Origin of the sequence: Pseudokordiimonas caeni (assembly GCF_026719705.1) — a bacterium.
GTDB lineage: Bacteria > Pseudomonadota > Alphaproteobacteria > Sphingomonadales > Kordiimonadaceae > Gimibacter > Gimibacter caeni.
This window is the reverse complement of sequence record NZ_JAPPRR010000002.1, coordinates 177488-202635: the sequence shown is the minus strand read 5'-3', so window position 1 is coordinate 202635 and position 25148 is coordinate 177488. Positions and strand designations below refer to the sequence as shown.

Sequence of the window (25148 nt, the reverse complement as noted above, 5' to 3'; positions counted from 1 at the left end):
CTTTCGGGGCCCCTTTCCTTTTTGCGCTGTCCCGGCGGTGCTCAGGTTTGATAACCCGCAAAATGAAACCGGGCGGCTCCGTGATGGAACCGCCCGGGTTTTGTTTGTCTTGTCCCGGGCCGTCAGGCGCGGATGGTGGCGAGGAAGTTTTCCACCTGCTCGCGCAGCTCGATCGACTGCTGCGAGAGGAGCTGGGCGGCAGACAGCACCTGCGTTGCAGCTGCCCCCGTTTGCGTGGCACCTTCGCTCACTTCATGGATGTTCGAGGTCACTTCCTCGGTGCCGGTCGACACTTCGCCCACGTTCCGCGCGATCTCCTGCGTGGAGGCATCCTGCTCTTCGACGGCAGAGGCGATGGAAACAGCCGTGCTGTCGATCTCGCCGATGATCGACTTGATCGCATTCATGGCGTCTACGGCAAGCTTGGTGGCCTGCTGCATGCCGGCCACCTGATCGCCGATTTCCTTCGTGGCGTTCGCGGTCTGGTTCGCGAGGCTCTTCACCTCGCTTGCCACCACGGCGAAGCCCTTGCCGGCGTCACCGGCGCGGGCGGCTTCGATCGTGGCGTTGAGGGCCAGAAGGTTCGTCTGCTCGGCGATATCGTTGATGAGGTTCACCACGTCGCCGATCTTCTGGGCAGCGTCCACCATCTGGGCGATGTCGGTCGAGGCCTTGTCGGTGCGGTTCACCGCATCGCGGGCCGAAGCCGATGACTGGTTGGTCTGGGTCGTGATTTCACGGACCGATGCCGACAGTTCCTCGGCGGCCGAGGCCACCATCTGGGCGTTGGCGCTAGCCTGCTGGGCGGCGCGGGCCACCACATCCGATTTGCCCGAGGTGTCCTCGGCGGTCTCGGCCATGCGACGGGCGGCACTTTCCATCTCGGCAGACGAACGCGAAACGCCTTCCACCACGGCCATGACCGAGGCTTCGAACTGGTCGGCAAGCTCGAGCATGGCGCGGCGGCGTTCCTCGCGGGCGGCACGGGCCTGTTCTTCCTCACGCTCGCGGCGGGCTTCCTCGGCCTCGCGGGCACGGCGTTCCTCTTCCTCGCGGCGTGCACGCTCTTCTTCCTCGCGCTGGCGCTGGTGTTCTTCAAGGCGCAGACGCTCCACGGCGTTTTCCTTGAAGATCTGCACCGAACGGGCCATGTCGCCCATCTCGTCATTGCTGTCGGCGTTCGGCACTTCCACGTCAAGGTTGCCGTCGGCCAGCACCATCATCGTGCTCGAGAGCTCGTTGATCGGCTTCACCACGCGGCGCAGCACAACCCAGAAGGACCCGGCGCCGAGCACCGCGATCAGGATCAGGATGAAAAGCGAGGTGACAAAAGCGGCGTTTGCATCGCTTTGAAGTTCCTCATTAAGCGCCAGCGCGAACTTGTCGGCTTCTGCACTCATGGCCAGAACCGGGGCTGAAGCCTTGTTGGCGGCAGCGACCCATTCCTCGGCAGACATCGGATAATTGATGATGGTGATGGTCTTTTCGGTGAAATCGTCCATCACTTCGGTGCGCGTCGTGGCGGTATCGGATGCCGCATAGATGCTGTCGCGCACGCGGGTGAAGTCCTCGAAAAGACCTTTCTCGATGGCGCCGACCTTGTCGCGGATGCCTTCCGGCAGCTTGCCGGATCCGGCAAGGCTCTTCACCTGTTGCCAGGCAGCGTCAACCGAGCCGCCATATTTGGAAACGAGCAGGAGCTGGATATCGCCGATCTTTTCAACAGCGGCGATGCTTTCGCCGATCGAGGCGCTTTCGCGAGCCGAATATTCGATCATGAACCACAGCTGCTGCTTCAGGCGGGACATCGCCACGATGCGGCTGTTGTCGATATTGTAGGCGGTCTCGATCGCGCCGCGCAGTTCGGCAGCGGCATCGATGAGGTCGCCAAGCGTGTTGAACACGGTGCGGGTGCGCATCTGGCGCGCGTCCTTCGCCTTGCCGAGTTCATCTGCGAGCGGTGCTTCAAGGTCACTGTAGGCCTTGTAAGCTTTCTGGAACTTTGCGACGGCGGCTTCGCGGCGGTCAAACGGCGGCAACATATCCATGTCGGTGAGCGCCTTTTCATAGGCACCCTTCACGGCACGGCGCTGGGCCTGCACATTCTTGAGGAAGCTTTCAGGGGGAATACCTTCGAAGCCGAGGCCGGTCAGTGCGGCGGTGCGTTCGCCGGCCACAGCCATCTTGAGCTGGGCCAGGTCGTCAACCACACGGTTCACTTCCATGGAAAGTTCCGCCTTCGCGCGGTTGTCCATGGCGTCGAACATCATGTTCACCGTCAGTCCACCCACGGCGAGCATGAGGAGCGCGGTGCTGACGATCAGCAGGTTGCGAATACTGAAAATACGGGCTTCGGATTTGGCGTTTTGCGTGCTCATGAGCGCAGCAACCCCCTCTGCTGTAGGCTGGAAACGATACACGGCCCGAGAGGGCCCTTTGCCCCTGTACACCATCCAGCTTAATAAAATACAAACAAACGCCGCTCCGAAACTGCGGAGCTCGCGGTTATGGCCAATCGGATACTAGCGCCTGCATAATCTTGTTCAACCCAATCCTTTCATTCCTGTGGCTTTACCGCTAGAAAACCGCATCCCGGCCCTTGAAGGAGCGTTCCATGCCCGCTGCGCCCAAAAATTATGACGCCGTCATCGTTGGTGCCGGGGCTGCCGGGCTGATGTGTGCGCAAGCGGCAGCCGCGCGCGGCCTGCGGGTTGTGGTGATCGAGCGCAGCGCCAAACCGGGGGCCAAGATCCTGATCTCCGGCGGCGGGCGTTGCAATTTCACGAACGAGGAAGCGGGGCCGGCGGCCTATATTTCATCGAACCCGCATTTCGCCAAATCTGCCCTTGCGCGTTATACGCCCCATGACTTCATGGACCTTCTCGCCAAACACGGCGTCACGTGGCACGAAAAAAAGCTCGGCCAGCTTTTCTCGGACGCGGGTGCGGGCCGCATCCTTGAAATCCTGCTTGCCGAGTGTGCCACAAACGGCGCCGAGATCAGAACCGGCGTAGCGGTCAACAAGGTGACGCGGTCGGACGATGGCTTTCTTCTGGAAACCGGCTCGGGAGCGGTCGCCACCAAGAAGCTGGTGGTGGCGACAGGCGGGCTTTCGATCCCGAAGCTTGGCGCCACCGGCTGGGCCTACGACATCGCCCGTCAGTTCGGCCTCTCCATCGTGACGCCGGGACCCGCCCTTGTGCCCTTCACCTTTGCCGCCGGTGACCTCGCGCTCATGAAGCCGCTTGCCGGTGTTGCGGTCGATTGCCGGGTCTCGATCGGCAAGGCTGCCTTCCGGGAAAACCTGCTCTTCACGCACCGGGGGCTGTCCGGCCCCGCGATCCTGCAGATTTCAAGCTACTGGTCGCCCGGCACAGCGGTGCAGATCGACCTTTTGCCCGACATGCCGGATGTGGAAGGTGCGCTGAAGGCCGAGCGGCAGGCGCATCCCAAACAGATGCTGAAAACATGGGCCGCCCGCCAGTGGCCCGAACGGTTCGCCACCGCCTTCGTCGATACGCTGGCAGGCGATACCCGCGCGGGCCACGAGCCGCTTGGCGGCCTTTCGTTTGCCGAAATCACCCGCATCGCCTCGCTCGCCAAAAGCTGGAAGATCACGCCGACCGGCACCGAAGGCTTCGCCAAGGCGGAAGTCACAAGGGGCGGGGTGGCAACGGACGGCCTTTCCTCCAAAACAATGGAGGCCAAAGCGGTGCCCGGCCTCCATTTCATTGGTGAATGCGTCGATGTGACCGGCTGGCTGGGCGGCTATAACTTCCAGTGGGCCTGGGCCAGCGGCTGGGCCGCGGCAGAAGCGCTGTAACATTGCCGCCAGCTATGGACTTTTTCTTGGGTATGTTGAGCGCTCCATAGCAGGATCAACGGCAGAGATGTGTCCAGATTGGGAATTATTGGATGGCAGACCCAGTTCTATCGTATTTTGAAACGCCTCGTCGTTCATTGCGCTGGGCGCGGGAAGACATTGACCGCGCGATTGAACAATCCCAAGACTTTCTCCAACGCGGCGCACTTCAGCCAGTAATGGAGTTAAATCCTGTGACAGGCGACTATGTGTGGATCGTCAAGCGTATAGGCCCAGCGCCTGACTTCGTTCTAAAGGGTGTTACACACGCGATACTGGACATCCGTCACAGCTTAGATCAATCCATGAACGCCCTACAGGCAGCGTTGGGAGCACGATTTGATGAAAGGAAGTATCGAGAGTGGCCAGCCTATCCCTTTGCTAAGGATATTGAGGATCTCAACAACACTCTGCAAAAGCTCAATATGCCTGAGCAATGCAAAGGGATTATCCGCAATGTAGGTCTATACGGCGGTGGGCACGTTGAGGACCATACGGGCCGCTTCCCAGCAGGCGTGGAGGGAGCAATCCTTCGAGAAGTGACTGATATTGCTGCCAGCAGCAAGCATGCGACACATTTGACATTATTTGGCGGGGTTCTACGCTTTCGCGCGCCTGACTTGCGAGGAACAGCGGAGGCGAGACGGCCGCCGGAGTTTCGAGAACAATCTCTTCCAAACGGTGATACGGTTTTGGGCTATATCCCAAGGGGCTGGGTACAAACACGGGACTCAATGATTCAGGCCGATCTTGTGTTCGGGAACCCTGGAATCCTAGAACGCAAAAGTGCTAGGCAAACTCTGGAAGCCTTTCACAGCGCGGCTACAACTGTATGCGACCAATTTGAGCAATTCGTAGTCAAGACGAGGGAATAGAGCGTGGCGGCAGAAGCGCTTTAGGCCCCCGCCGCCCCCTTCATCAGTTGGTCGCGTACTGGAAGCCCAGAATGTTCCAGTAATAATAGAAGACGACCATATAGACAGAGGCGAGCGCCACGAGTGTGTAATGCACGCGACGGCCAATTCGCCAGTAGCCCTGCTTCCATGCCTGCACCGCGTGATAAACTACACCGATGGTCAGGAGCGTAGCGAGGATCGGCAGCACCAGATTGGCCTTGAAGGCGAACGGGATGCCTTCAAACAGCGTTTCCTTGTAGATGCTGATGACGATCACGAGGCCAAGGACAAAGAGCCAGTTGGCACCCGCCACAGCGAGCGAGAAGCGGATGGCCGCGCGCTCGCCCGGCTGCATCGTCTTGTATTCCTTGCGGCGGTAAAGCCAGCCGGTGAAGACGGTGAGGAACAGGATGAGCGCGAAGCCCGGCACAAGCTGCTTGAAGAGTTTGGATTCAAAGGCCGGTGCCTTGCTCAGCGACATGAAGGGCAGGCCGTCGATATAAAGATCCTGCACATTGCCGTCAGCGTCTTCAATGAAAGCGATGCGGCGCTGGCCGTCAACCTGACGGAACAGGTTCTTGTCGATCTCCACATATTGCTGCGGACCCCAGAGCCCGGCGAGGAAGAGCGTGCCTTCACCGGTCGGTGCCACTTCCACGTCATTCATGAGGATGGAAATGCCTTTCTCGATCGTGCTCGCATTGTGGCGCCAGAATTTGTAGGAGCCGGCATAGCGTGCCGCGCGCTCGTCGAAATCGGCGGGCGGGGTGATTTTCGCCAGTTCCACCGGATAGTAACGGTCATAGAAGGTCTCGACGAAGGTGTTGCGGCCCTTGGTGTCCGACCCTGTGGCGTAGGATACGAAGATGCCGAGCTGCTCGTCCTTGTCGATCAGCAAGTTCGTGTGGAACTGGTTGGTGTCGCCGCCATGGCCGATCAGCCGGTGGCCGTTCACATATTCCTCATAGAAACCATGGGCCATGCCGCCGAGGCGCTTGTCGCCCTGGAAGATCACCGAATGCATCTGACGTGCGGTTTCGGGCTTCAGGATACGGGCGCCGTCCAGCTCGCCGTCCTGCAGGTGCGCCATCATGAAGCGGGCCATGTCGGTTGCGGTCGAGGAGACCGAACCTGCGGGGGCGAAGCCGGCGATCAGCTCGAACCGTTCCGGCTTCAGCGCACCCATTTCACGGCTGTAGCCGACGGTGCGACCATCCTTCAGGCGCTCGGGCAGGGGTTCCTCGAAGGTGGTGTTCTGCATGCCAAGCGGATCAAGGATGTGGGTCTGCACATACTCGTTGAAGGGCATGCCCGAAACATTCTGTACGATGAGCCCGGCAAGGGCGGTCGCATAGTTCGAATAGGACGTATAGGCGCCCGGCTTGTTGACGCGCATCGGGATATGCTTCGCCATCGCGTCCTGCAGCGACAGCATCTTGTCGGTGTCATATCCGATGAGGAAGCCAAGCGCGCCGTCCTCGAAACCTGCCGTGTGCGTCAGGATATGGCGCAGGGTGATGGGTTCGGGGAAGGTTGCCGGGATCTGGAAACCGGTGAGATAGGTGTTCACATCGGCATCAAGGTCCAGTTTGCCGGCTTCCACCTGCTGCATCACTGAAGTCCAGGTAAACAGCTTGGAAGTGGAGCCGATGCGGAACAGCGAGCGTTCGGCGGTGGCCGGCACGTCCGCCTCGATATCCTGCATGCCATAGGCGCGGGCAAAGATCAGTTCGCCGTCCTTGACGACCGAAATGGTCGCCGCCGAGATTTCCATGGTATCAAGCTGGGTTGCCAGCATGCCGTCCACGAAGGTGGCAAGCCCCGGATAGGGTTCTGCCTTGGCGGGCGCTTCGGCCACAGGTGCGGCCTCTGTTGCCGCCTCCTGGGCCATGACGGCGCCGGGCAGGGCTGCCGCCATGCCGAGAGCCGCGAATAGGGTGCGTATCCTCTGTTTCATCGGTTTCCTCACTTCTTCCCCGGGGTCGTCGCCCCGTCCCTGTTTATAATTCACCCCCAAAGTGCAGCCGGGGGCACCTCCACTGTGCCGTCAGGGCCGTAGGCCAGGGCGGCGTCAACGTCCGCTGCCAACAGGAGCGGTCCGTCGATATCCACAAAGTCGCAAAACTGGGCGATCACATAGGAAGGCGCCATCGACAGGGACGAACCTGTCATGTTGCCGACCATCAATTGCTTGCCATCGCGGCGCGCGAGGCCGGCGAGGGTGAGCCCCGCCGAAAGCCCACCGCATTTATCGAGCTTGATGTTGATGACATCGTAGCGCTGGGCGGCGGTGGCATATTCACCGGCATCAAGGCAGCTTTCATCTGCGCCGAGCGGCACGGGCGAGCGGTAGCCCTCAAGCGCTTCGTCACCGCCGCGCGGCAGGGGCTGTTCGATCATCGCAATGCCAAGATGGGCGCAGGCCGGTGCGTATTCCTTCAGTTCGTCGAAGCTCCAGCCCTGGTTCACATCGATGATGAGGCGGGCATCAGGCCGCGCGCGGCGGATAGCAGCGAGCTTGCCGACGGGGTCATCGGCATCAAGCTTGATCTTGATATTGGGGTAGCGTCCGGCGGCGTCGGCGTTCTTTGCCATTTCGTCCGCGCTGCCGATGCCGATGGTGAAGAAGGTCTGGCGGGTTTTGAACGGAATGTTCAGCCGGTCCCAGACGCGCACACCCGTTTGCTTGGCTGTCAGATCCCAGTAGGCGCAATCAAGCGCGTTACGCGCGCCGCCGGCCGGCAGGATATCAAGGAGGCTTTCATGGCTGAGGCCGCGTTCGACAAGCGGCGCGACCTCCTCAAGCTGCTTCATCATCCCCTCGACCGTGTCGCCCAGATAATAGACGCCGTTGCCTTCCCCGCGCCCCGAGACGCCGCCTGACATGAGCGTCACATGCACGGCGTCGGTTTCGGTGAAGGTATGGCCGGTGATCGTGAAAGGCTTCTTCAGCGGGAAGGAAACCTTCTCGATCCCGACCTTAAGGGGGCCTGTCGCAGTATTCTGCATCATGCGCCCACCTTCAGCTTTTCAAGGCGGGCGACGATGGCGTCGGTCCCGGTTTTGAGGGCATCGACGCATGGCAGGCCAAGCCGCTCAGAAAGATCGGCGAGATATTTGCCGCGCTCATCTGCCGACAGCGACGACGTGTTCACGCTGACGCCCGCGCAGGTGATGTTCGGGTTCGTCAGCTGGCCGATCAGGATGGTGCGTTCGATCACCGCTTCGATGGTGGGCAGGGGGAAATCTTCCCAGCCCTCGATATGGGTGCGGCCAGCCTCGTGGCAAACCACAAAGGCATCGGGCTGCGAGCCGACCAGGAGCCCCATCGTGACCGCCGAATAGCCGGGGTGGAAGATGCCGCCCTGGCCTTCGATCACGTCCCAGTGGTCGGCATCATTATCGGGCGAAAGAAGCTCGGCCGCGCCCGACACGAAATCGGAAATCACGGCATCGATCGGCAGGCCCTGACCCGCGATCATGATGCCGGTTTGCCCGGACGCGCGGAAATCGGCCTTCAGGCCGGCGCGCCGCATGTCTTTTTCTAGCTGCAGGGCGGTGTATTTCTTGCCGACGGCGCAATCGGTGCCGACGGTGAGGAGGCGCTTGCCACTACGCTTTTTCCCGGTGCCGACAGGGAGGACGGGGGGCGGTACGCGCACATCGATGAGGGATGCGCCTGACTTGGCCGCCGCTTTCGCCAGCCGTTCAATATCAGCGAGCCGTGAATGGACGCCGGCGACGATATCGAGGCCCAGAAGGACAGCTTCCTCGAGGATATCGAGCCAGTCATCGGGGATCCGACCGCCGACGAGCGCGGTGCCAATGACCAGCGAGCGAATGCCCGCCGCCTTGGCCTCTGCCACGGTCATGTCCGGCAGGCCGAGGTCCAGTGTGCCGCCGGGCAGGCGCAGGTGGCCAAGGCACAGCTCACGCCGCCATTCGACAAGGCCGGCGCCGGTTTTGGCGTAGGTCGGGCGCGATTCGCTACCGGTGAAGATGAGATAGGGGGCTTTGAGTTCAACGGTTTTCATTCTTCTTTTCCTTCAGGGATTCGGTGTCTGGAAAGCCCGCCACACCCCTTTGGTGAGGAGCGGCAGGACAAGGACGCCGATGAAAACAAGGGTGAGGAAGCCATAGCCGCGCGCGATCAGGTCGATGATGCCGAAAGAGGTTCCGGCCAGGATGGCAGCGGCAATGACGGCGATGGCGACAAGCGGCCGGGCCCGCCGGGGCAGGGTCTTTCCGGCTTCGGTGAAATTGCTGTCCAGTCGTTCGTTGACGGCATGGAGAAGAGCGGTTCCGGTTTCGACAAAGGTGCCGAAAACGACGATCTGGAAAAGGATGCCGAAGCCCGGCACATCAAGCGCCGCCATCAGCGCAGCGGCGGGCACGGGCTCGTTTCCGATTGCCGGGTAAAGCGCCATCATGGCGATGAAGAAAAGAACCGCCGGGATCACTGCAATGGCGCCGGCAAGCAGGCCGGACGTGACGGTCTCCTTCCGGCTTGTCTGTCCTTTCACGGCGAACAGCACAGCAGGCAGGACGGCGAGGTTGTAGCCGGCATAAAGGATGCCGCCCTTCAGCCAGCCTTTGCCCGCGTCGGCGTTTTCATAAACCCCGGCGATGGTGTCGCCGAAATGGGTGAAGGCGAAAATGAAAAGGAGGATGTAAACGGCGTACAGCACGAAGGACCAGAAGGCGAGGACGCGCTTGATCGTCTCGGTGCCATAGAAGGTGAGAAGGGCGATGAGCGCCATCAGCACCATTGTCCCGGCAAGTGGCGGCAGGCCAAAGCTGAGGGAGACCAGTTCCCCGGCGGCAGAAGCGATCACCGACATGATCAAGAGCAGAAGCGCCATGAAGGCGATCTCGAACACTATCCAGCCGCGCCCCAGAAGCGCGCGGCAGAAATGCCGGTAATCATAGGCACCTGTCACCCGCGCGAACTCGAAGCCGGCGGCCAGCACGATGCCGAAACAAAGCCCGGCGACAAGAAGGCCAAGAAGCCCGCCCACCGGACCACTGGCGAAGAAAAACTCCACAAGCTCGCGCCCCGTGGCATAGCCGCCGCCGATGACGACCGACTGGAACATCAGCCCCGGCAGCAGGTAGGTGCGAAAGGCGCTCATAAGGCTCACTTCGCCTTCACTGCATTGCGCACCGGCTTGCCGGGCAGAACGCTCGTATCCAGCTCGCCGTCATTCACGAGTAGCGTGCCGTTCACGATCACATGGCTGAAGCCGGTGGAGGTGCGGCCCGGATGGTCAAAGTCCGACTGTTCGCCAACGGTTTCGGGATCGAAGATCACGATATCGGCGTCGGCGCCCTTCTGGATGCGGCCTTTCAGCTTCATCTGCGGAACGGCGTCTTCAAGGATATGGGCGGGGCCATAGCTCACGCGGCGGATCGCCTCGATCAGGCTGACGGCCTTTTGCTCGCGCAGATACATGCGCAGGAAACGGGCATAGGTGCCGGCGCTGCGTGGGTGGCTCCAGGCGTTTTCGGGAAGCGGCCATGTTTCCTGCGGGATCGGCTTGCCGTCCACCAGCCAGTCGCCGCCGTCCGAGGCGATCACACCGCCGGGGAACAGCACTGATTTTGACAGGATGGCCATGTCCTTGGGGTCGGAAAGCTCGATGAAATGGATGACGGTGCCGGTGGCCGGGGCTTCGGCCTGCAGGCGGGCGAACTCTTCCTCCGTCAGCCGCTTGCCGTTCACATCGAAGTTGGAGGCATCAACCCCGCCAAGGCGTTCGCGCCAGCGGTCTTCGCGGAACATGGCGGCCCCGATGCCGGTTGCGCCAGCGCCGTAGGGGTAGGCTTCTGTGGTTACCTTCAGGCCCTGTTTCTGGGCGTTCGAGATCAGGTCAGCGATGATATCGGTGTCGCGCAGGCTGATCGAATTCATATGAACAATATGGGTGTGCGCGCCCGTGCCGGCGGCAGCGGCCACGATTTCCTGCATGCCTTCGAACGAGCTTTTGGGCTCCAGCATCGAAAGATAACGGGCGTGGGTGAAGGTGGGCATTCCGCGTTCGGCCGCCAGTTTGTTGATGGCGAAGAATTCCTTGTGGCCGGTGCCGGGGGCATAGCCGATGAGGATACCGACGCCGAGCCCGCCTTCATCAAGGCCCTCTTTCACCATCGCGGTGATCTTTTCCAACTGCTCGGGGGTGGCGACTTCCTGCTGCCAATCCGGGCGGGCGAAGGCTTCCTCGAACCAGGCGAGATCGTCCTTGGGCTCCAGATTGGCGAAGGTGGCGATGCGGGCGTTCGCCCAGTTGACCGAGGCGCCGTAATTGATGGGGCGTCCCTCGGCGGCGAGGCGCTTGTAATAGTCGCCAACCGGCAGCATCCCGGCTTCAAGCTCAAGTGCGGTGGTGACGCCGTCCAGCGCCTGCACCCGGCCGGCAAGGATGCTCTGGCCGTGGGCGTGCATGTCGATGAAACCGGGGCTGACCACGCGGCCCTTCGCATCGATGGTGCGAGTGCCTTTCAGAGCCTTTTCGCTGACGGCGGCGATCCGGTCGCCCTTGATGCCCACGTTGCGGACACCATCGAGCCCTGTTTCGGGGTCCACCACCCGGCCGCCTGAAATAACGATATCGTAGGTTTCCGCGGCCTTTGCGGGTGCAAGGCCGACAAGCGCGGCAAGGGTGCCGGCCATGATCAGGCGGTTCAGATTTTTCATTGTTTCCTCCGGGCCCATTCCACTTCGCAAGCGAGTTTAGCTGCATTAATATCCATTACAAGCACATTATGGCTGTGTTATATATGTATATAGCAGCTTAAAATGGCACACGGGCGACTTTCCCTGTTGTAAGCAGGTGCCGAGGGGCTATAGAGGACGAACCGGCAATGCGGTAGGAAAGGAAAGACGTGCAGACGGACGATTTGCAGAACGAGGATGCCCGCGTGGCCTATGAGGCCATCATGGATGCCATCGTCACGCAGAAGTTGGCGCCGAGCCAGAAGGTCTCGGAAAATATCCTGAGCGACATGTTTGGCATCAGCCGCACCGTGGCCCGCAACCTGATCGAACGCCTGATCGCCAAGCATTTCCTTGTATCCGTGTCGCCGCGTGTCACCATTGTGGCACCCTTGACCCTTCTCGATATCAAGCAGAATTTCACGCTCAGGAAGATGCTGCTGCCCTCGATCTTCTCGCTCACTGGCCCGCGTGCCGATTTCGACAAGCTGCACCGGCTGAACCGCGAGATCGAGGCGATGAAGGTGATGAAGGACGATGAAACCGCACTCGCCTTCCTCAAGAAGAACAAGGAAATGAACCTCGCCCTTTGCGAAAACGTCGGCTATCCGCTGATGCTTGATTGGGTGCGGCAGCTGGAGGATATCGCCATGCGGATCTACTGGCTGTATCTGAAGACCGAGCAGGGTCTGCCCTATTCAAGCGAGCAGCAGGGCATGACCATCGAAGTGATGAAATGCGACGAGCCCGGCCGGATCAGGACCGTGATCCACGACATGCTGACGCAAACCGAGGAACGCATCCTCGCCACTATTTTCCGGAACGAGCAATTCTATACGCAGGACCTGCGGCTCTGATCCTTACGCATTGCCGAAGGCGATGGCCATCAGCCCGGCGCGCATGGCGTCGGCCGGACTATCGGGCGGAAGCTCGCTTTCAAGCGCTGCATGCTCGCTGCGCCAGATCGGCGCGGCCCTCGCGAGCAGGGCCCGGCCTTCATCGGTCAGGCTGAGGAGCCGGCTGCGGCGGTCGCTCGGGTCTGGGGTGATGGTGAGGAGGCCCTTCTTCTCAAGCGGCTTCAACGCGGCCGTCAGTGTGGTGCGATCCATCGCCAGAAGCTGGGCGACCGGACCCATGGGGGCGGGATGCGGGCGATTGAGCGACATCAGCAGCGAAAACTGGCCGTTGGTGATGCCAAGGGGCCGGAAAGCCGTGTCAAACCGGCGGGCCAGTGCCCGCGCCGCGCGCTGCACATAAAGGCAGAGACAAGCATCCCGCACCTCAAGCGTGGTGCTGAAGGGAACCGGGTTATCCAAAGTGATGGCTTCAATGGTTGACATGATCTTATTATGTTGATATCAACGTATTTGTCAAGCGCAAAAGTGGGGCGTTTGGCCAGTTTATCCGTTGAAAAACCAGTAAAAACCCGGTCACGACAGCCAAGGAGAAAACCTGATGGCCCGCATGAATGCCGTTGTGCATTTTGAACTTCCCTATGACGACAGAAGCCGCATGGCGGCCTTCTACACCAAAGCCTTCGGCTGGCAGACGACGATGCTTGGCGAAGAGATGGGCAATTATGTGCTCGCGGCGACTGCGCCCTCGGGCGAGATGGGCCCCATCGATCCCGGCGCCATCAATGGCGGCTTCCACCCGAAGATGCCAAATGCCGATGCGCCCTCTGTGGTGATTGAGGTGGACGAGGTTGAAGCAGCGATGGAGGCAGTGGCTGCAGCAGGTGGTATAATCCTCGGCGAGCCGATGGATATCCCCGGCGTCGGCCGCTACGTGCCTTTTACTGACACCGAGGGTAACCGCCTCAGCATGCTGCAGCCGCTTGGCGGGCCGCGCGAATGCGGCAATTGAACAGGGACAAGGGAGACAAAGAATGACCTATGTTGATGGATATGTACTGGCAGTACCGAAAGCCAAGAAGCAGGCCTATGTCGATCTCGCCCAAAAGGCGTCGGTCGTGTTTAAGGATCATGGCGCCCTTTCGGTGGTTGAATGCTGGGCCGATGACGTGCCCGAAGGCAAGCTGACCTCCTTCCCGATGGCGGTGAAATGCGAGGATGGTGAGGAGGTTGTCTTTTCGTGGATCACCTGGCCGTCACGCGCCGCCCGCGACACCGGCAACAAGGCGGCGATGGAAGATGATCGTTTCAAGGATATGCCGATGAGCGACATGCCCTTCGATGGCAAACGCATGATCTTCGGCGGCTTCAACACGATTGTGGAGGCCTGAGCCATGACCAGACGTACCGTCACCACCTTCAAATGGGTGCCGCCCTTCGCAAAAGGACTGGTGCGCGACCTGCGCGTTCGCTGGGCGCTTGAAGAGGCCGGCCTTCCCTATGACGTGCGGCGGATCAGCCAGGAAGAGAAGGAATCGCCCGAATATCGCGCCCTGCAGCCATTCGCGCAGGTGCCTGTCTATATCGAGGATGGTTTCGATCTTTTCGAATCCGGTGCCATTGTCCTGAATATTGCCGAACAGTCGGAAAGCCTGTTGCCGAAGGATCCGAAGGCACGGATCAAGGCGATCAGCTGGATGTTTGCTGCCCTCAATTCTGTTGAGGGTGTGGTGCAGCAGTTGGCGACCATCGATCTCTTCTATCCGAACGAGGCATGGGCCAAGGAACGCCGCCCCGAAGTGGTGTCGATGATCGAACGCCGCCTTGCGGCTCTCGCCGGGCGCTTGGGCGACAAGGACTATCTGGAAGGCAGTTTCACAGCGGGTGACCTCATGATGGCGACTGTCCTGCGCATCCTGCGGCATACCGATCTGGTGGCGGGTCAGCCGAAGCTTGCAGCTTATCTCGCCCGCTGCGAAGCCCGGCCCGCCTTCCAAAAGGCACTGGCCGACCATTTGGCCGATCTTGAGGAAGAAGCCGCGTAAAGAGCGGACATCACTTGGGCGCCCTCCAGCCCCGCACATGCGCTCCGGCCTTTGGGTCGGGGCGCTTCTCTAATTCTCGTCGGGCAGTTCGGGCTTCTGCGAAAGGTCGGCGCCCGCCGTTTCGGCATAGCGCTTCAGCTTGATGTCGGGGCCGATGACGAGCCCCATCCCGAAGGCGCCGGTGCCGACCCAGCGGACCTCGCCGGCGAATTCGCCAAGGCCGTCGATCATCAGGATGGCTTCGTCGCCGACCTTCACGGGGGCGATGCAATGGACAAGCGTGCCGGCCAGTGCCACATCCTGTACTTGGCAATCATACTGATCACCGGATTCCAGCGTCAGTGTGCCCCGCCAAGCAACATCGAGCCGCTCGTCCCGGCGCTTGTCATCAGCGCGGTCAATCATCAACCTGTCCCCCTTCGGTCTTGATTTTCGACACGCTAACCTTTTTTCTGCTTGTGTCAACGCACCGGCGAATGCCAATAGGTCGCGCAAGTGGCTGGAAACCCGGCCCTGAAGGGAGAGAGCATCGTGATACACCGCCTGACAGACGCCCTGCGGTCCGTCCTGTTCAACCTGACCTTCTATCCCTTCACGATCCTGTACACAGGAATCCTGTCGATCTTCTGCTACCTGCCGGTCAGCCAGGCCTTTGTGCGCAAGGGCATCCATGGCTACTGCCTTGGCTCCGCCTGGATCGCGCGTATCGTGATGGGGATCAAGTGGGAATACCGCGGCCTTGAAAACCTGCCGAAGACCGGCCCGGTCATCATCGCGGCGGCGCACCAGTCGAACCTTGATCCGATCCTGACCTACAATGTGCGGCAGGATGTCACGGCACTGGCGAAGAAAGAACTGTTCGGCCTGCCCTTCATCGGCCCGATCCTCTCAAAGGTAGGCATCATCCGGGTGGATCGTCAGTCCGGCACCGCCCACAAGGAAATGGATGCTGTCTCGAAGATCGTTCACGACGGCGGCCAGCCGATCATCGTTTACCCGCAGGCGACCCGCACCAAGCCCGGCCAATATAGGCCGCTCAAGTCCGGTGCCTATTTCATCCAGAAGGCGGGGGGACTGCCCGTCGTGCCGGTTGCCACCAACACCGGCCTTTTCTGGCGCAAGGGCTTTTTCCATCGCTCCGGCATCGCCGTTTTCGAGATCGGCGCACCGATCCCGTCGGGCCTGACGAAAGACGAATTCATGAAGGCGATCGAGCGCGACGTGGTGAAGCGCAGCGACGAACTTTTCGTGGAAGCGGGCTACGGACACCTGCTGCCAGCATCGGTGGACAAGGATAAGTAGGCCAAGTCTCGAATTTGTGAAGAAATTCTCGCGCAAGGTCCCCTTGTAGCGCCGCCCGATAGGTCTAAACTATGGAGGCGCAGCGAGGAGAGGCGCCATGAACAGTTCAAAAAAGATATCCGCCACCGAGGCACCGGCCCCAGCCGGTGATCTGAAAACCCGGCTGACCGCGCAGCGCGCGCGTTACGGCCGCATCCCGCCCCTGTCGGTCAGCTCGGGCGGTCAGCTTTATTGCCGCATCCTGTCCCTCATGTTTCCGCACTTCCTGCCGGAGGGTGAGCGGGACACGCCGGTTGACGGCATGCTGGCGACGGCGCGGGACGAGCTTGCCCGCCTGATCGCCGCCTTGCTCCCTGAACGCGCTCATGAGGCCGATGCCATCACCTGTGCGTTTCTGGACCAATTGCCGACGATTGCCGATGCCTGCCATGCGGACGCCGAGGCCTTGCGTGAAGGCGATCCGGCGGCGACGTCGCTGGATGAGGTCATCCTCAGCTATCCCGGCTTCTATGCGATCACGGCCTACCGGGTGGCGCATGCGCTGCTGAAGCTCGGCGTACCACTGTTGCCGCGCATGATCACCGAATTTGCCCATCACCGCACCGGGATCGATATCCACCCCGGCGCGACGATCGGCAAGTCGCTTCATATCGACCACGGCACGTCGGTGGTGATCGGGGAGACCGCCATCATCGGCAACAATGTGAAAATCTATCAGGGGGTCACCATCGGTGCGCTCCGGGTGGATGAAAGCATGCGCGCGAAGAAACGCCATCCGACCATCGAGGACAATGTGGTGATCTATGCGAACGCCACGATCCTTGGTGGCGACACGGTTGTTGGTGCGAATTCGGTGATCGGTGGTAACGTATGGCTCACCCGGTCGGTCCCGGCATGGTCGCGCGTGATGTTCCGTCCGTGCGACACCGAGGAAATCATCCCGATCGACACCCGCCGCAAGGCGTGACCCGACAATCCTTTCTGGGGGAAATCAGATGAAAGCCCAATCCGTTCTCGACACAATTGGCGGGACCCCGCATGTGCGCCTGTCGCGCCTGTTTCCGGACCATGATGTCTGGCTGAAGCTCGAACGCGCCAACCCCGGCGGCTCGATCAAGGACAGGATCGCCCTTGCCATGATCGAGGACGCGGAGAAGAGCGGCGCCCTGAAGTCCGGTGGCACGATCATCGAGCCGACCTCCGGCAACACCGGGATCGGGCTTGCCATGGTTGCCGCTGTGAAAGGTTACCGGCTCATTCTGGTGATGCCGGAATCGATGTCGATCGAACGCCGCCGGTTGATGCTCGCGTACGGCGCCGAGTTCGTGCTGACACCCAAGGAGCTTGGCATGAAGGGGGCGGTGGCCCGCGCCGAGGAATTGCTGGCCGACACGCCCGGCGGCTGGATCCCGCAGCAGTTCAAGAACCCCGCAAACGTCGCCGTACATGAACGCACGACCGCCGAGGAAATCGCCGCCGATTTTGCCGACGGCCTCGATTATCTCATCACCGGCGTCGGCACCGGCGGCCATATCACCGGCTGTGCCAAGGCGCTGAAGAAGCGTTTTTCAGGCCTCAAGGTCTATGCGGTGGAGCCGACCCTGTCGCCGGTTCTCTCGGGCGGCCAGCCCGGCCCGCACCCCATTCAGGGGATCGGTGCCGGCTTCATCCCCGATGTGATGGACCTGAAGCAGACGGACGGTGTGGTGCAGGTCGCGCCCGATGCCGCGAAGGACATGGCTCGCAAGCTGGCGACGAAGGAAGGCATCCTTGTGGGGATTTCCTCAGGTGCCACCCTCGCGGCGATTGCCGCAAAGCTCGATGAGATCGGCAAGGGCCGCGTGCTCGGCTTCTGCTACGACACGGGCGAGCGTTACCTGTCGGTACCGGATTTCCTGCCGGAATAAGGGATAAGGGTCGGGCGATCAGAAGCCCATCGCGCCGGCTGCTTCGGTGTCACCCGTTTGCAGCCGCACGATCAGGGCAATATGATCGCCCCTCAGTGCCAGTTCCTTGTAGGACCCGCGCGGCAGGGGAATGCCCTTGTCGATGCAATGATTGAGCACCGCGACGCCGACCTCGCGGCTGTTCATCGGGGCAACCTCGTCATAGCCCTCGGCCATGACCTTCACCTGAACCTCGCCTTCTTCGTCAAGGCTGGCTTTTAGCGCGTCGCCTGCGATTTCCTCGAAAATGCCTTTTTGCTCCAGCAGCGGACGAAGCGCGATGGTAAGCTCGTCGTGCGAAAAGATGATGCTGCGGGATTCGAGGATCATGTCGGCTCTCGGTTTGGGGAATAGTTCAAGTTTTTTGGATATTGCAACCTTTTCAGGCGCTTGTAAATCCTCGGCGTCAGATGGTGTCGCTCGTCGCACCGTCCACGACGACATTGGCGCCGGTCATGTAGGCGGCCTCGTCGCTGGCGAGATACAGGACAGTACGGGCAACAACGGCAGGGTCCGCAGGCCCGCCTTTCGGAAAGCCGCCTGCAAATTTGCTCATATCCCCGCCGATATCGGCGAGTGCGCGGTCCAGCATCGGGGTGCGCATGGGGCCGGGTGAGATGGCATTGATACGGATGCCATCCGCCGCATAATCCATCGCCGCCGATTTGGTGATACCGACGACCGCATGTTTGCTCATGCCGTAAGCCGTCATCCACTCCGCTCCTGATTTCGACAGGATCGAGGCGGTATTGACGATGGCGCCGCCCCGGCCCGCCTGCAGCATGTGGTGGATTTCGCGCCGCATGGCATGCCACACACCCATCACGTTGGTGCGCCACACATCCTCGACGATGGCAAGGTCCTGATCGGCGAAGCGGGCGGCCTTGTGGCTGATGCCGGCATTATTGACCGCAATATCGATCCCGCCGGCCTGACCCGCCGCTGCGTCGATGAAGGCATGTACGGATGGTTCGTCGCGCACATCGGCATGCCGGTAGAAGGCCTTGCCCGGTGCATCCCGCAGCGAGGCGACAACACGCTCGCCCTCGGCATCGATCAGGCCGCAGAACCAGACATTGGCGCCCTCGGCCGCAAAGGCCCGCACAATGCTTTCGCCGAAGCCGGACGTGCCGCCGGTGACGACAATCGATTTATCCTCGAAACGCATCAGGATTGTCTCTCGTGACTATGATGGGAATGGTCCTTGCCATGGCCATGCCCATGATGATGGTGATGCCCGACCGTATGATGGGCATGCAGCCGCGCGAAAGGCGTGCGCGGCATCAGCGTGCCGACAAAGCGCCGGGCGCCCATCCGCAGGAAGGAGGCAAGCGTCAGGATGCTCCACAGTATCAGCATGAAATCGATCCGCACGGTGCCGGCTGGCGGTTCGGGGAACCAGCCGGGGCGCAGCAGGGCAATCACGGTAACGGCAAGCCAAAGGAGAAGCGACCAGGGCGCGGCAAGGTCCAGCCCGTCGCGGCAACCTTCCAGCCGCTTGTGGCGGTGGCGCACATAACCGAAGGCGATACCCGAAAGGACAAGGCCGAGAAGCAGCGGCGCCAGCGTATGGCCTGTCGTCGCCATCAGGTCGATGGCGTTGGCGTGGCTTTCCACACCCGCCACATGATCGTGGCCGCTGTGCATCATGTGGCTGAGTGCGAAGGCCATCAGGAGGAGCACACCGGCAAGTGTGCCGGCCTGCTGGCCCCTGCGGGTCTCGCGTTCGGTCGCCGGGTCTTCTTCCAGAGGATGCAGCACGATATGCAGCAGCGATCCGGCGGCAAACGCCTGCCAGTAGCCGACGATGGGAATGCCGTGCCAATCAAGCGCGATGGTGGCGGCACCATAGCCAAGCCCGGAAACAGCTGCGAGGGTTGCAAGCATCAGATAGCCGGACCTCTGGCTCAGGAACGGGCGGAACAGCCACCATAGTGCCACGGCAACACCGATCCGGTGCACCACGATGCCGGTTGCCACAAATGCAGCACCCTCATGCCCGGCCGCAAGGGCGAGGATCGCCCCGTCGCTGGCCTCATGCAGCAGGATGGCGATGAAGGCGATAGCGAGGAAGGCGCGGTGTGCCTTGGCCTCGGCATGATGCAGCATCAGTTCGGCCAGCCACGGCAGCGCGAAACCGAGGGCCGCGACAAGGAAAGCGGCGAGACCGCCGTGCGCCAGCGCCTCGGGCAGCAGGGTCAGGAAGATAAGGCCGAAGACAACCACGATCACAAAACCGTCGAGCCCGGCGCGGTAGGCCGGACGGCCATCGGTGAGCCGTGCCAGAAGCGGCGCGGCCAGCACGGCCATCATCGACAGGATCAGGGCAAGTAGCATCGGCAGGAACGGGTCCCAACAAGGCCGGCTGGACCATCCACCCGGCGGGAGACTGTTACAATATTACATTTGGCTTGGCCAGCGCGGATAAATTTCAAGGCGAGGCCAGCAAAAAGGGGCCACGAAGGCCCCTTCCGCTTATCTCGATATAAGCCCGGCTCAGCGGACTTCAAGAAGCTCCACATCGAACACGAGGGTCGAATAGGGCGGAATGTCCTGGCCGGCACCGCGGGCGCCGTAGCCGAGATCTGACGGGATGGTCAGTTCCCACTTGTCGCCTTCCTTCATCAGGAGCAGGGCTTCAGTCCAGCCGGGAATCACGCCATTGACCGGGAAGTCGATGGGCTCGCCGCGCTTGTAACTGCTGTCGAACTCGGTGCCGTCAATCAGGCGGCCGGCATAATGGACGACAACGGTCGAGGTGTCGGTCGGGCTTTTGCCGTCACCGGATTCCACGACCTTGTACTGCAGGCCGGAAGCGGTGGTGGTGACACCGGCTTTCTTGGCATTCTCGGCGAGATAGGCTTCCTGCGGCGCTTTCATATCGGCGATCAGCTCTTCCTCGCTTGTCACCTTGATCAGTTCGAGATCGAAGATAAGGGTCGAGTTCGCGGGGATCGGGCCACGGTCCATGTTGCCATAGGCAATCTCGGCGGGGATGGTGATCTGCCACTTGGCGCCTTCCTTCATCATCAGAAGCGCTTCGGTGAAGCCCTTGATCAGGCGGCCGGCGGGGAAGGTGGCGGGTTCGCCGCGCTTGTAGCTACTGTCAAACTCGGTGCCATCGATGAGGCGGCCGGCATAGTGAACAACCACATAGCTTTCAGCGGTGGGCGAGGCGCCTTCGCCGTCTTTTTCCACAACATATTGCAGGCCGGATTCGGCAACCGTCACGCCTTCCTTGGTGGCATTCTCAGCGAGATACGCTTCGTTTTTTTCCTTATAGGCGGCTAGTGCGGTCATATCGATGGGGCTTTCTTCTTCGGTATTGGTCTCGGTGCCTGCCTCGGTGCCGGCCGGCGCTTCGGTCGCGGCTTCGTCCTTCGGGGCTTCTGCTTCCTTCGGCTTGCTGCTGTCGCATGCGACGAGGGCGAGGCTGAGAAGGGCGGTGGCAAGAATATTCTGCAGGGGGGTATGCTGACGCATGATGGTTTCCTCGGATTCAGAATTGGCGCGACACTAGCGAAGCCATGGGGTAGGGGAAAGGAAATAATGCAGGTTACCGTAAGGAAACGCTGAATGATGACCGACGTTCCGACCTTCGATCCAGACCCGTTCGAACGCATAAAAGCCGATGTGGGCGAGGAAACCGCCCGTGTGCTGATGGCAAGCTTCCGGGCAGAGGTCGAAGACGCACTCGAGGCCCTTTTCGCCCATCATGATGGCGGGAATTGGGCACTCCTGGATGTCGAATCCCATGCGCTAAAAAGCACGGCCCGTACCTTCGGCGCGCTGGCGCTTGGCGAGGCCGCGGAGCAGGTGGAAAAGGAAGCGGAATCGGGCGCGGTGAGCGAAGAGGCGATGGCTGCCCTCCGCGAGGCGATCATCGCGACGCTTGAGGCAACGGGCTGACGGCGGCCTCAGCCGTTCGCGGCTATCTGGGCGATTTCGGCCCGAAGTTCTTCAAGGCCCCAGCCCTTCTCGCTGGAGGTGGCGAGCACGATGGGGTGGCAAGCGATGAAGGTTTTGGCGTCAGCCGCGGTTTTTTCAATGATCTTGGCGCGTTCGGGCGTTGTCAGTTTGTCGAGCTTCGTCAGCACGATCTGGTAATTGACGGCTGCGTCATCAAGCATCTTCATGATCTCGCGGTCGTTTTCCTTGAGGCCATGCCGGCTATCGATGAGTAGGAGCACCCGGCGCAGGGTCGGGCGGCCGCGCAGGAAGGATTTCACCAGATGGGTCCAGCGCTCCACGCGCTTGCGTTCGATCTTGGCATAGCCGTATCCCGGCAGATCGACGAGATACATCGGCAGGTTCATCTCTTCACCCGCACGGAAATAGTTCAGCTCCTGCGTGCGGCCCGGCGTGTTCGAGGTACGCGCCAGCGTCTTGCGGCCGGTCAGGGCATTCACAAGGCTCGATTTGCCGACGTTCGAGCGGCCGGCGAAGGCCACTTCCGGGCGGTCAGCACCCAGAAGCTGGTCCAGCTTCACGGCCCCCATGACGAACTCGACGGGACCGGCCAGCATCAGCCGGCCGGTTTCCATCTGTTCAGGTGTGAAGCGGGCTTCTTCGGTCACGCTTTGGAGCTCCGGGCCACGCGGGCTTCTTCACGGCGCATGATCACCCATTGCTGGGCGACCGACAGAAGCGAGTTCCAGGTCCAGTAGATCACGAGGCCTGCGGCGAACTGCGCCAGCATGAAGGTGAAGATGATCGGCAGGAACATCATGACCTTTGCCTGCGTCGGGTCCATGCCCGTTTGCGGGTTCATCTTCTGTTGCAGCCACATGGTGAGGCCCATCAGGATCGGCCAGACGCCGATGGCGATCATGGCCGGCGGGTCCCACGGGATCAGGCCAAAGAGGTTGACCGGGGTGAAATGGTCAGGTGCCGACAGATCCTGCACCCAGCCGAAGAAGGGCTGGTGGCGCATCTCGATCGTCACATAGAGCACCTTATAGAGCGAGAAGAAGATCGGGATCTGCACCAGCACCGGCAGGCAGCCGGCGAGCGGGTTGATCTTTTCCTTCTTGTAAAGCTCCATCATTTCCTGCTGCAGGCGGGCCTTGTCATCCTTGTGGCGTTCCTGCAGCGCCTTGATCTTCGGCTGCACCATCTTCATGTGGCTCATCGACACATAGGATTTGTTGGCAAGCGGGAAGAGGGCGAGCTTGATGAGGACCGTCATCACAAGGATGGCGATGCCGAAGTTGCCGGTCAGTTCAAAGAGATAATGCAGCCCTTTGAAGATCGGACGGGTCAGCCAGTAGAACCAGCCCCAGTCGATGGCGCGGTCGAAAAGCGGAATATCGAGCCTGGTTTCATAGTCGTCGATCGCCGAAACGATCTTGGCGCCCGCATAGAAATGGGTCACGTCTTCGCGGCTGCTGCCGGCGGCCACAGCCTGCCAGCTTTCAACATAGTCGACACGGTGGCGCAGCATGCCGCCGGTTGCCTGCCGCACGAAGCGGGCGCGCGACAGTTCGGCATTCTGGTCCGGGATCAGCACCGTCATCCAGTATTTGTCGGTGATGCCAAGCCAGCCGCCCTTGGACGAGGTCTCGAAATTGCCGTCGTCTTCAAGGTCCGAATAACTTTTTTCCTCAAGCGTGCCGTTGAACACACCAAGCGGACCTTCGTGAAGGATGTAAAGACCTTCGGTCTTCACTTGGCCGTCACGGTTGATAAGGCCGTAAGGGGCAAGGTCCAGCGCTTCGCCGGAGCTGTTGGTGACCGACTGGGTCACCTTGAACATGAATTCCTTGTCGACCTCGATCTTCTGGGTGAAGCGCACACCGGCTTCGTTCGTCCAGGAGAGAGTGACAGGGGTGTCGGGGGTCAGCGTCGCATTGTCAGCGGTCCAGACCGTCTGGTCGCCGGGTACATAGCCAGCATCCTTGCCGCGCGCGGCCCAGCCGAAGCGCACGAAATAGGAGCGCTCGTCAGCAAGCGGGGTCAGGAGGCGGACCGGGCGGTCGTCCTCGAGTGACACGCTATGCTTCACGAGCACCAGATCATCGAAACGCGCACCGCGCAGCGACAGCGAACCTTTCAGTTCCGGCGTCTCGATCTTCACCGAGCCGGCGTCGGGCAGGGCTGCCACGGCCTTGGTGGCGGGTGCGGCAGCCGCAGTGCCGAGATCGTCGTGCGGGGCGATGGCAAGGTCGTCGGCCGGGGCCGGGCTTGCGGTCGACAGCGCATCGCCGGTCGCGTCCGCCTTTTTCAGGGCGTCCTGCGCCTCCAGCTCGCGCTGGGCGGCTTCCATTTTCGGCTGCAGGTAAAGCTTGTCGTAGCCGATCATGACGAGGAGCGCGAGACCGAGCGCAATGAACAGATTCTTGTTATCACCCATAGTGACGTTTCATCCCGATTAGACTTCATGTATCCGCGGGCGGGACCGGGTCGTAGCCCGAGCCGCCCCACGGATGGCATTTCATGACGCGCTTTATTGCCAGCCAACCACCCTTAAGTCCACCATGAAGACGGATCGCTTCAAGCGCATAGGCGCTGCAGGTGGGCTGGTAACGGCAATTCTGGCCAAGAAGCGGTGAAATGAAATAGCGGTAAAAGCGCACGAGCCCGCTCAGACAGATGGCAAGCGGGGAGCGCATTTCAAGACTTTCCTTTGGATTTCGGGGCATTTTCGCGCCGCTCGGGCTTCGCCTTGCCGCCGACGAGATCGGCCCCGGCGTCAAGCTTGGCGAGCCCCCAGGAAAGATCGGCTTTCAGCTTCTCAAAAGGATAGTCGACGGCGGCCTGCCGGCCCACCAGCACATAATCCCAGCCCTTCACACCCTTTTCGGGCAGAATCGCCCGGGCGGCTTCCTTCAGGCGGCGGCGGGCCCGGTTGCGGATCACCGAATTTCCGACCTTTTTGGAAACCGTGAAGCCGGTGCGCGGTGGCGTGTCCTTCTCGCCCGGCCGGGCCTGCAGGATGAAAGCGGGGGTGATCCATTTGCGGCCGGTGGCGGCAATGGCAAGATAGTCGGGCCGTTCGGTGACCCGATGGAGCGCCTTGGCGGCCTTGGCCTCTTGCCCGCTCATGCCTTTTTCAGCCCCTCAAAAGACGAAAGCCGACCGGATAACTCTCGGTCGGCATTCGAAATGCAGCTTTCCGCCGGGGCACCATGGCGCCCCGCGTTCGCTCCGTGTCAGGCCTTAGGCCGACAGGCGCTTGCGGCCACGCGCGCGGCGGGCAGCAAGGACGGCGCGACCGCCAACGGTTGCCTTGCGAGCGCGGAAACCATGACGGCGCTTGCGGACGAGCACACTCGGTTGATAGGTACGTTTCACGTGTCCAACTCCAGCTTTATCGCGCGGTTCCAGCGTTATAGGCGCTGCCTGCGCATCAAATTCGAGCGCGCTGTATAGCCCCGCCCTTGGCACGAGTCAACCGTGGAATGGTCGATTTTCAGGCGAAACGGACAGGCACCGCGATTTTCCGCCTGCCATCATAGAGGTACGAACAAGGCTTGCCAAGCGCTTGAAAGGCCGCATAGTTTCATCAGACCCATGCGGCAGTGGCCGCCAA

27 protein-coding genes are annotated in these 25148 nt (G+C 61.2%); 10 read left to right on the top strand and 17 right to left on the bottom strand.

Annotation, left to right across the window (positions count from 1 at the left end; all coding sequences use genetic code 11):
* Window positions 1–122: 122 nt before the first annotated feature.
* Window positions 123–2378, bottom strand: coding sequence for a methyl-accepting chemotaxis protein (locus OU694_RS09610; protein ID WP_308910784.1), 2256 nt, complete (start codon window positions 2376–2378; stop codon window positions 123–125).
* 236 nt (window positions 2379–2614) lie between these two features.
* Between OU694_RS09610 and OU694_RS09605 the strand changes: the two genes are divergently transcribed.
* Window positions 2615–3823, top strand: coding sequence for a BaiN/RdsA family NAD(P)/FAD-dependent oxidoreductase (locus OU694_RS09605; protein ID WP_308910783.1), 1209 nt, complete (start codon window positions 2615–2617; stop codon window positions 3821–3823).
* 92 nt (window positions 3824–3915) lie between these two features.
* Window positions 3916–4737: a hypothetical protein gene (locus OU694_RS09600; RefSeq protein ID WP_308910782.1), complete on the top strand. Its 822-nt coding sequence runs from the start codon at window positions 3916–3918 to the stop codon at window positions 4735–4737.
* Between the two features lie 43 nt (window positions 4738–4780).
* Here the strand turns inward: OU694_RS09600 and OU694_RS09595 are convergent, their stop codons facing one another.
* Genes OU694_RS09595 through OU694_RS09575 form a run of 5 tightly spaced genes read right to left on the bottom strand, consistent with a single transcriptional unit; the run spans window position 4781 to window position 11452 of the window.
* A complete protein-coding gene (locus OU694_RS09595) occupies window positions 4781–6715 on the bottom strand; it encodes a serine hydrolase domain-containing protein (protein ID WP_308910781.1) in 1935 nt (644 codons plus the stop codon).
* Window positions 6716–6765: 50 nt separating this feature from the next.
* Window positions 6766–7770: a dipeptide epimerase gene (locus OU694_RS09590; RefSeq protein WP_308910780.1), complete on the bottom strand. Its 1005-nt coding sequence runs from the start codon at window positions 7768–7770 to the stop codon at window positions 6766–6768.
* Window positions 7767–8792: an N-acetyltransferase DgcN family protein gene (locus tag OU694_RS09585; protein ID WP_308910779.1), complete on the bottom strand. Its 1026-nt coding sequence runs from the start codon at window positions 8790–8792 to the stop codon at window positions 7767–7769. The genes OU694_RS09590 and OU694_RS09585 overlap by 4 nt, the downstream gene beginning before the upstream one ends.
* Window positions 8793–8804: 12 nt before the next feature.
* A complete protein-coding gene (locus tag OU694_RS09580) occupies window positions 8805–9890 on the bottom strand; it encodes a YkvI family membrane protein (RefSeq protein ID WP_308910778.1) in 1086 nt (361 codons plus the stop codon).
* A gap of 5 nt (window positions 9891–9895) precedes the next feature.
* The gene (locus OU694_RS09575) at window positions 9896–11452 is read right to left on the bottom strand and encodes an amidohydrolase family protein (protein ID WP_308910777.1); all 1557 of its coding nucleotides are present in this window, start codon (window positions 11450–11452) and stop codon (window positions 9896–9898) included.
* 188 nt (window positions 11453–11640) lie between these two features.
* Here OU694_RS09575 and OU694_RS09570 point away from each other — a divergent pair, with 188 nt between their 5' ends.
* A complete protein-coding gene (locus OU694_RS09570) occupies window positions 11641–12327 on the top strand; it encodes a GntR family transcriptional regulator (protein WP_308910776.1) in 687 nt (228 codons plus the stop codon).
* 3 nt (window positions 12328–12330) lie between these two features.
* On the opposite strand, the gene OU694_RS09565 is transcribed toward OU694_RS09570, so the two are convergent.
* Window positions 12331–12810, bottom strand: a complete 480-nt coding sequence (locus tag OU694_RS09565) for a MarR family winged helix-turn-helix transcriptional regulator (RefSeq protein WP_308910775.1) — start codon at window positions 12808–12810, stop codon at window positions 12331–12333.
* A gap of 115 nt (window positions 12811–12925) precedes the next feature.
* On the opposite strand from OU694_RS09565, the gene OU694_RS09560 reads away from it, so the two are divergent.
* Genes OU694_RS09560 through OU694_RS09550 form a run of 3 tightly spaced genes read left to right on the top strand, consistent with a single transcriptional unit; the run spans window position 12926 to window position 14369 of the window.
* Complete coding sequence (locus tag OU694_RS09560; protein ID WP_308910774.1) at window positions 12926–13336, top strand: VOC family protein; 411 nt, start codon at window positions 12926–12928, stop codon at window positions 13334–13336.
* A gap of 22 nt (window positions 13337–13358) precedes the next feature.
* Window positions 13359–13715, top strand: a complete 357-nt coding sequence (locus tag OU694_RS09555; RefSeq protein ID WP_308910773.1) for a DUF1428 domain-containing protein — start codon at window positions 13359–13361, stop codon at window positions 13713–13715.
* Window positions 13716–13718: 3 nt separating this feature from the next.
* Entirely contained in the window at window positions 13719–14369 is a 651-nt protein-coding gene (locus tag OU694_RS09550; RefSeq protein ID WP_308910772.1) for a glutathione S-transferase family protein, read from the top strand.
* Window positions 14370–14438: 69 nt separating this feature from the next.
* On the opposite strand, the gene OU694_RS09545 is transcribed toward OU694_RS09550, so the two are convergent.
* On the bottom strand, window positions 14439–14774 hold the full coding sequence (locus tag OU694_RS09545) for a PilZ domain-containing protein (RefSeq protein ID WP_308910771.1): 336 nt from the start codon (window positions 14772–14774) through the stop codon (window positions 14439–14441).
* 126 nt (window positions 14775–14900) lie between these two features.
* On the opposite strand from OU694_RS09545, the gene OU694_RS09540 reads away from it, so the two are divergent.
* The 3 genes from OU694_RS09540 to cysK all read left to right on the top strand — a co-directional run bounded on the left by OU694_RS09540 (window position 14901) and on the right by cysK (window position 17578).
* Window positions 14901–15671 carry a lysophospholipid acyltransferase family protein gene (locus OU694_RS09540; RefSeq protein ID WP_308910770.1) on the top strand — a complete coding sequence of 257 codons (771 nt, stop codon included), beginning with the start codon at window positions 14901–14903 and terminating at the stop codon, window positions 15669–15671.
* Between the two features lie 97 nt (window positions 15672–15768).
* A complete protein-coding gene (epsC, locus tag OU694_RS09535) occupies window positions 15769–16638 on the top strand; it encodes a serine O-acetyltransferase EpsC (RefSeq protein ID WP_308910769.1) in 870 nt (289 codons plus the stop codon).
* A gap of 28 nt (window positions 16639–16666) precedes the next feature.
* Window positions 16667–17578, top strand: a complete 912-nt coding sequence (gene cysK, locus OU694_RS09530) for a cysteine synthase A (RefSeq protein ID WP_308910768.1) — start codon at window positions 16667–16669, stop codon at window positions 17576–17578.
* Between the two features lie 18 nt (window positions 17579–17596).
* Here cysK and OU694_RS09525 read toward each other — a convergent pair whose 3' ends face one another.
* From OU694_RS09525 to bamJ, 4 genes are all read right to left on the bottom strand, one after another.
* Window positions 17597–17947: a hypothetical protein gene (locus tag OU694_RS09525; RefSeq protein ID WP_308910767.1), complete on the bottom strand. Its 351-nt coding sequence runs from the start codon at window positions 17945–17947 to the stop codon at window positions 17597–17599.
* A gap of 76 nt (window positions 17948–18023) precedes the next feature.
* Complete coding sequence (locus OU694_RS09520) at window positions 18024–18785, bottom strand: SDR family NAD(P)-dependent oxidoreductase (protein WP_308910766.1); 762 nt, start codon at window positions 18783–18785, stop codon at window positions 18024–18026.
* On the bottom strand, window positions 18785–19954 hold the full coding sequence (locus tag OU694_RS09515; protein WP_308910765.1) for a ZIP family metal transporter: 1170 nt from the start codon (window positions 19952–19954) through the stop codon (window positions 18785–18787). Before OU694_RS09515 ends, OU694_RS09520 begins: the two co-directional genes overlap by 1 nt.
* Window positions 19955–20113: 159 nt before the next feature.
* Window positions 20114–21100, bottom strand: coding sequence for a BamJ family beta-barrel-assembly machinery protein (bamJ, locus tag OU694_RS16390; RefSeq protein WP_373460315.1), 987 nt, complete (start codon window positions 21098–21100; stop codon window positions 20114–20116).
* 93 nt (window positions 21101–21193) lie between these two features.
* Here bamJ and OU694_RS09500 point away from each other — a divergent pair, with 93 nt between their 5' ends.
* Window positions 21194–21526, top strand: a complete 333-nt coding sequence (locus OU694_RS09500) for an Hpt domain-containing protein (protein WP_308910764.1) — start codon at window positions 21194–21196, stop codon at window positions 21524–21526.
* A gap of 8 nt (window positions 21527–21534) precedes the next feature.
* On the opposite strand, the gene yihA is transcribed toward OU694_RS09500, so the two are convergent.
* The 5 genes from yihA to rpmH all read right to left on the bottom strand — a co-directional run bounded on the left by yihA (window position 21535) and on the right by rpmH (window position 24910).
* Window positions 21535–22161 carry a ribosome biogenesis GTP-binding protein YihA/YsxC gene (gene yihA, locus OU694_RS09495; RefSeq protein ID WP_373460347.1) on the bottom strand — a complete coding sequence of 209 codons (627 nt, stop codon included), beginning with the start codon at window positions 22159–22161 and terminating at the stop codon, window positions 21535–21537.
* Between the two features lie 29 nt (window positions 22162–22190).
* The gene (gene yidC, locus OU694_RS09490; RefSeq protein WP_308910762.1) at window positions 22191–23969 is read right to left on the bottom strand and encodes a membrane protein insertase YidC; all 1779 of its coding nucleotides are present in this window, start codon (window positions 23967–23969) and stop codon (window positions 22191–22193) included.
* 25 nt (window positions 23970–23994) lie between these two features.
* Window positions 23995–24228: a membrane protein insertion efficiency factor YidD gene (gene yidD / locus OU694_RS09485; RefSeq protein ID WP_308910761.1), complete on the bottom strand. Its 234-nt coding sequence runs from the start codon at window positions 24226–24228 to the stop codon at window positions 23995–23997.
* 1 nt (window position 24229) lies between these two features.
* Window positions 24230–24661, bottom strand: coding sequence for a ribonuclease P protein component (gene rnpA / locus OU694_RS09480; RefSeq protein ID WP_308910760.1), 432 nt, complete (start codon window positions 24659–24661; stop codon window positions 24230–24232).
* Window positions 24662–24775: 114 nt separating this feature from the next.
* On the bottom strand, window positions 24776–24910 hold the full coding sequence (gene rpmH, locus OU694_RS09475; protein WP_289504013.1) for a 50S ribosomal protein L34: 135 nt from the start codon (window positions 24908–24910) through the stop codon (window positions 24776–24778).
* Between the last annotated feature and the right edge of the window lie 238 nt (window positions 24911–25148).

Coding starts and splice junctions, on each gene's coding strand:
- rnpA (WP_308910760.1), bottom strand. CDS start 24,661: ATGAGCGGGCAAGAGGCCAAGGCCGCCAAGGCGCTCCATCGGGTCACC.
- OU694_RS09585 (WP_308910779.1), bottom strand. CDS start 8,792: ATGAAAACCGTTGAACTCAAAGCCCCCTATCTCATCTTCACCGGTAGC.
- OU694_RS09560 (WP_308910774.1), top strand. CDS start 12,926: ATGGCCCGCATGAATGCCGTTGTGCATTTTGAACTTCCCTATGACGAC.
- OU694_RS09550 (WP_308910772.1), top strand. CDS start 13,719: ATGACCAGACGTACCGTCACCACCTTCAAATGGGTGCCGCCCTTCGCA.
- yidC (WP_308910762.1), bottom strand. CDS start 23,969: ATGGGTGATAACAAGAATCTGTTCATTGCGCTCGGTCTCGCGCTCCTC.
- epsC (WP_308910769.1), top strand. CDS start 15,769: ATGAACAGTTCAAAAAAGATATCCGCCACCGAGGCACCGGCCCCAGCC.
- OU694_RS09545 (WP_308910771.1), bottom strand. CDS start 14,774: ATGATTGACCGCGCTGATGACAAGCGCCGGGACGAGCGGCTCGATGTT.
- OU694_RS09600 (WP_308910782.1), top strand. CDS start 3,916: ATGGCAGACCCAGTTCTATCGTATTTTGAAACGCCTCGTCGTTCATTG.
- OU694_RS09580 (WP_308910778.1), bottom strand. CDS start 9,890: ATGAGCGCCTTTCGCACCTACCTGCTGCCGGGGCTGATGTTCCAGTCG.
- OU694_RS09500 (WP_308910764.1), top strand. CDS start 21,194: ATGATGACCGACGTTCCGACCTTCGATCCAGACCCGTTCGAACGCATA.
- yihA (WP_373460347.1), bottom strand. CDS start 22,161: ATGGAAACCGGCCGGCTGATGCTGGCCGGTCCCGTCGAGTTCGTCATG.
- OU694_RS09610 (WP_308910784.1), bottom strand. CDS start 2,378: ATGAGCACGCAAAACGCCAAATCCGAAGCCCGTATTTTCAGTATTCGC.
- yidD (WP_308910761.1), bottom strand. CDS start 24,228: ATGCGCTCCCCGCTTGCCATCTGTCTGAGCGGGCTCGTGCGCTTTTAC.
- OU694_RS09515 (WP_308910765.1), bottom strand. CDS start 19,954: ATGCTACTTGCCCTGATCCTGTCGATGATGGCCGTGCTGGCCGCGCCG.
- OU694_RS09525 (WP_308910767.1), bottom strand. CDS start 17,947: ATGATCCTCGAATCCCGCAGCATCATCTTTTCGCACGACGAGCTTACC.
- OU694_RS09520 (WP_308910766.1), bottom strand. CDS start 18,785: ATGCGTTTCGAGGATAAATCGATTGTCGTCACCGGCGGCACGTCCGGC.
- OU694_RS09590 (WP_308910780.1), bottom strand. CDS start 7,770: ATGATGCAGAATACTGCGACAGGCCCCCTTAAGGTCGGGATCGAGAAG.
- OU694_RS09595 (WP_308910781.1), bottom strand. CDS start 6,715: ATGAAACAGAGGATACGCACCCTATTCGCGGCTCTCGGCATGGCGGCA.
- bamJ (WP_373460315.1), bottom strand. CDS start 21,100: ATGCGTCAGCATACCCCCCTGCAGAATATTCTTGCCACCGCCCTTCTC.
- OU694_RS09565 (WP_308910775.1), bottom strand. CDS start 12,810: ATGTCAACCATTGAAGCCATCACTTTGGATAACCCGGTTCCCTTCAGC.
- cysK (WP_308910768.1), top strand. CDS start 16,667: ATGAAAGCCCAATCCGTTCTCGACACAATTGGCGGGACCCCGCATGTG.
- OU694_RS09575 (WP_308910777.1), bottom strand. CDS start 11,452: ATGAAAAATCTGAACCGCCTGATCATGGCCGGCACCCTTGCCGCGCTT.
- OU694_RS09555 (WP_308910773.1), top strand. CDS start 13,359: ATGACCTATGTTGATGGATATGTACTGGCAGTACCGAAAGCCAAGAAG.
- OU694_RS09605 (WP_308910783.1), top strand. CDS start 2,615: ATGCCCGCTGCGCCCAAAAATTATGACGCCGTCATCGTTGGTGCCGGG.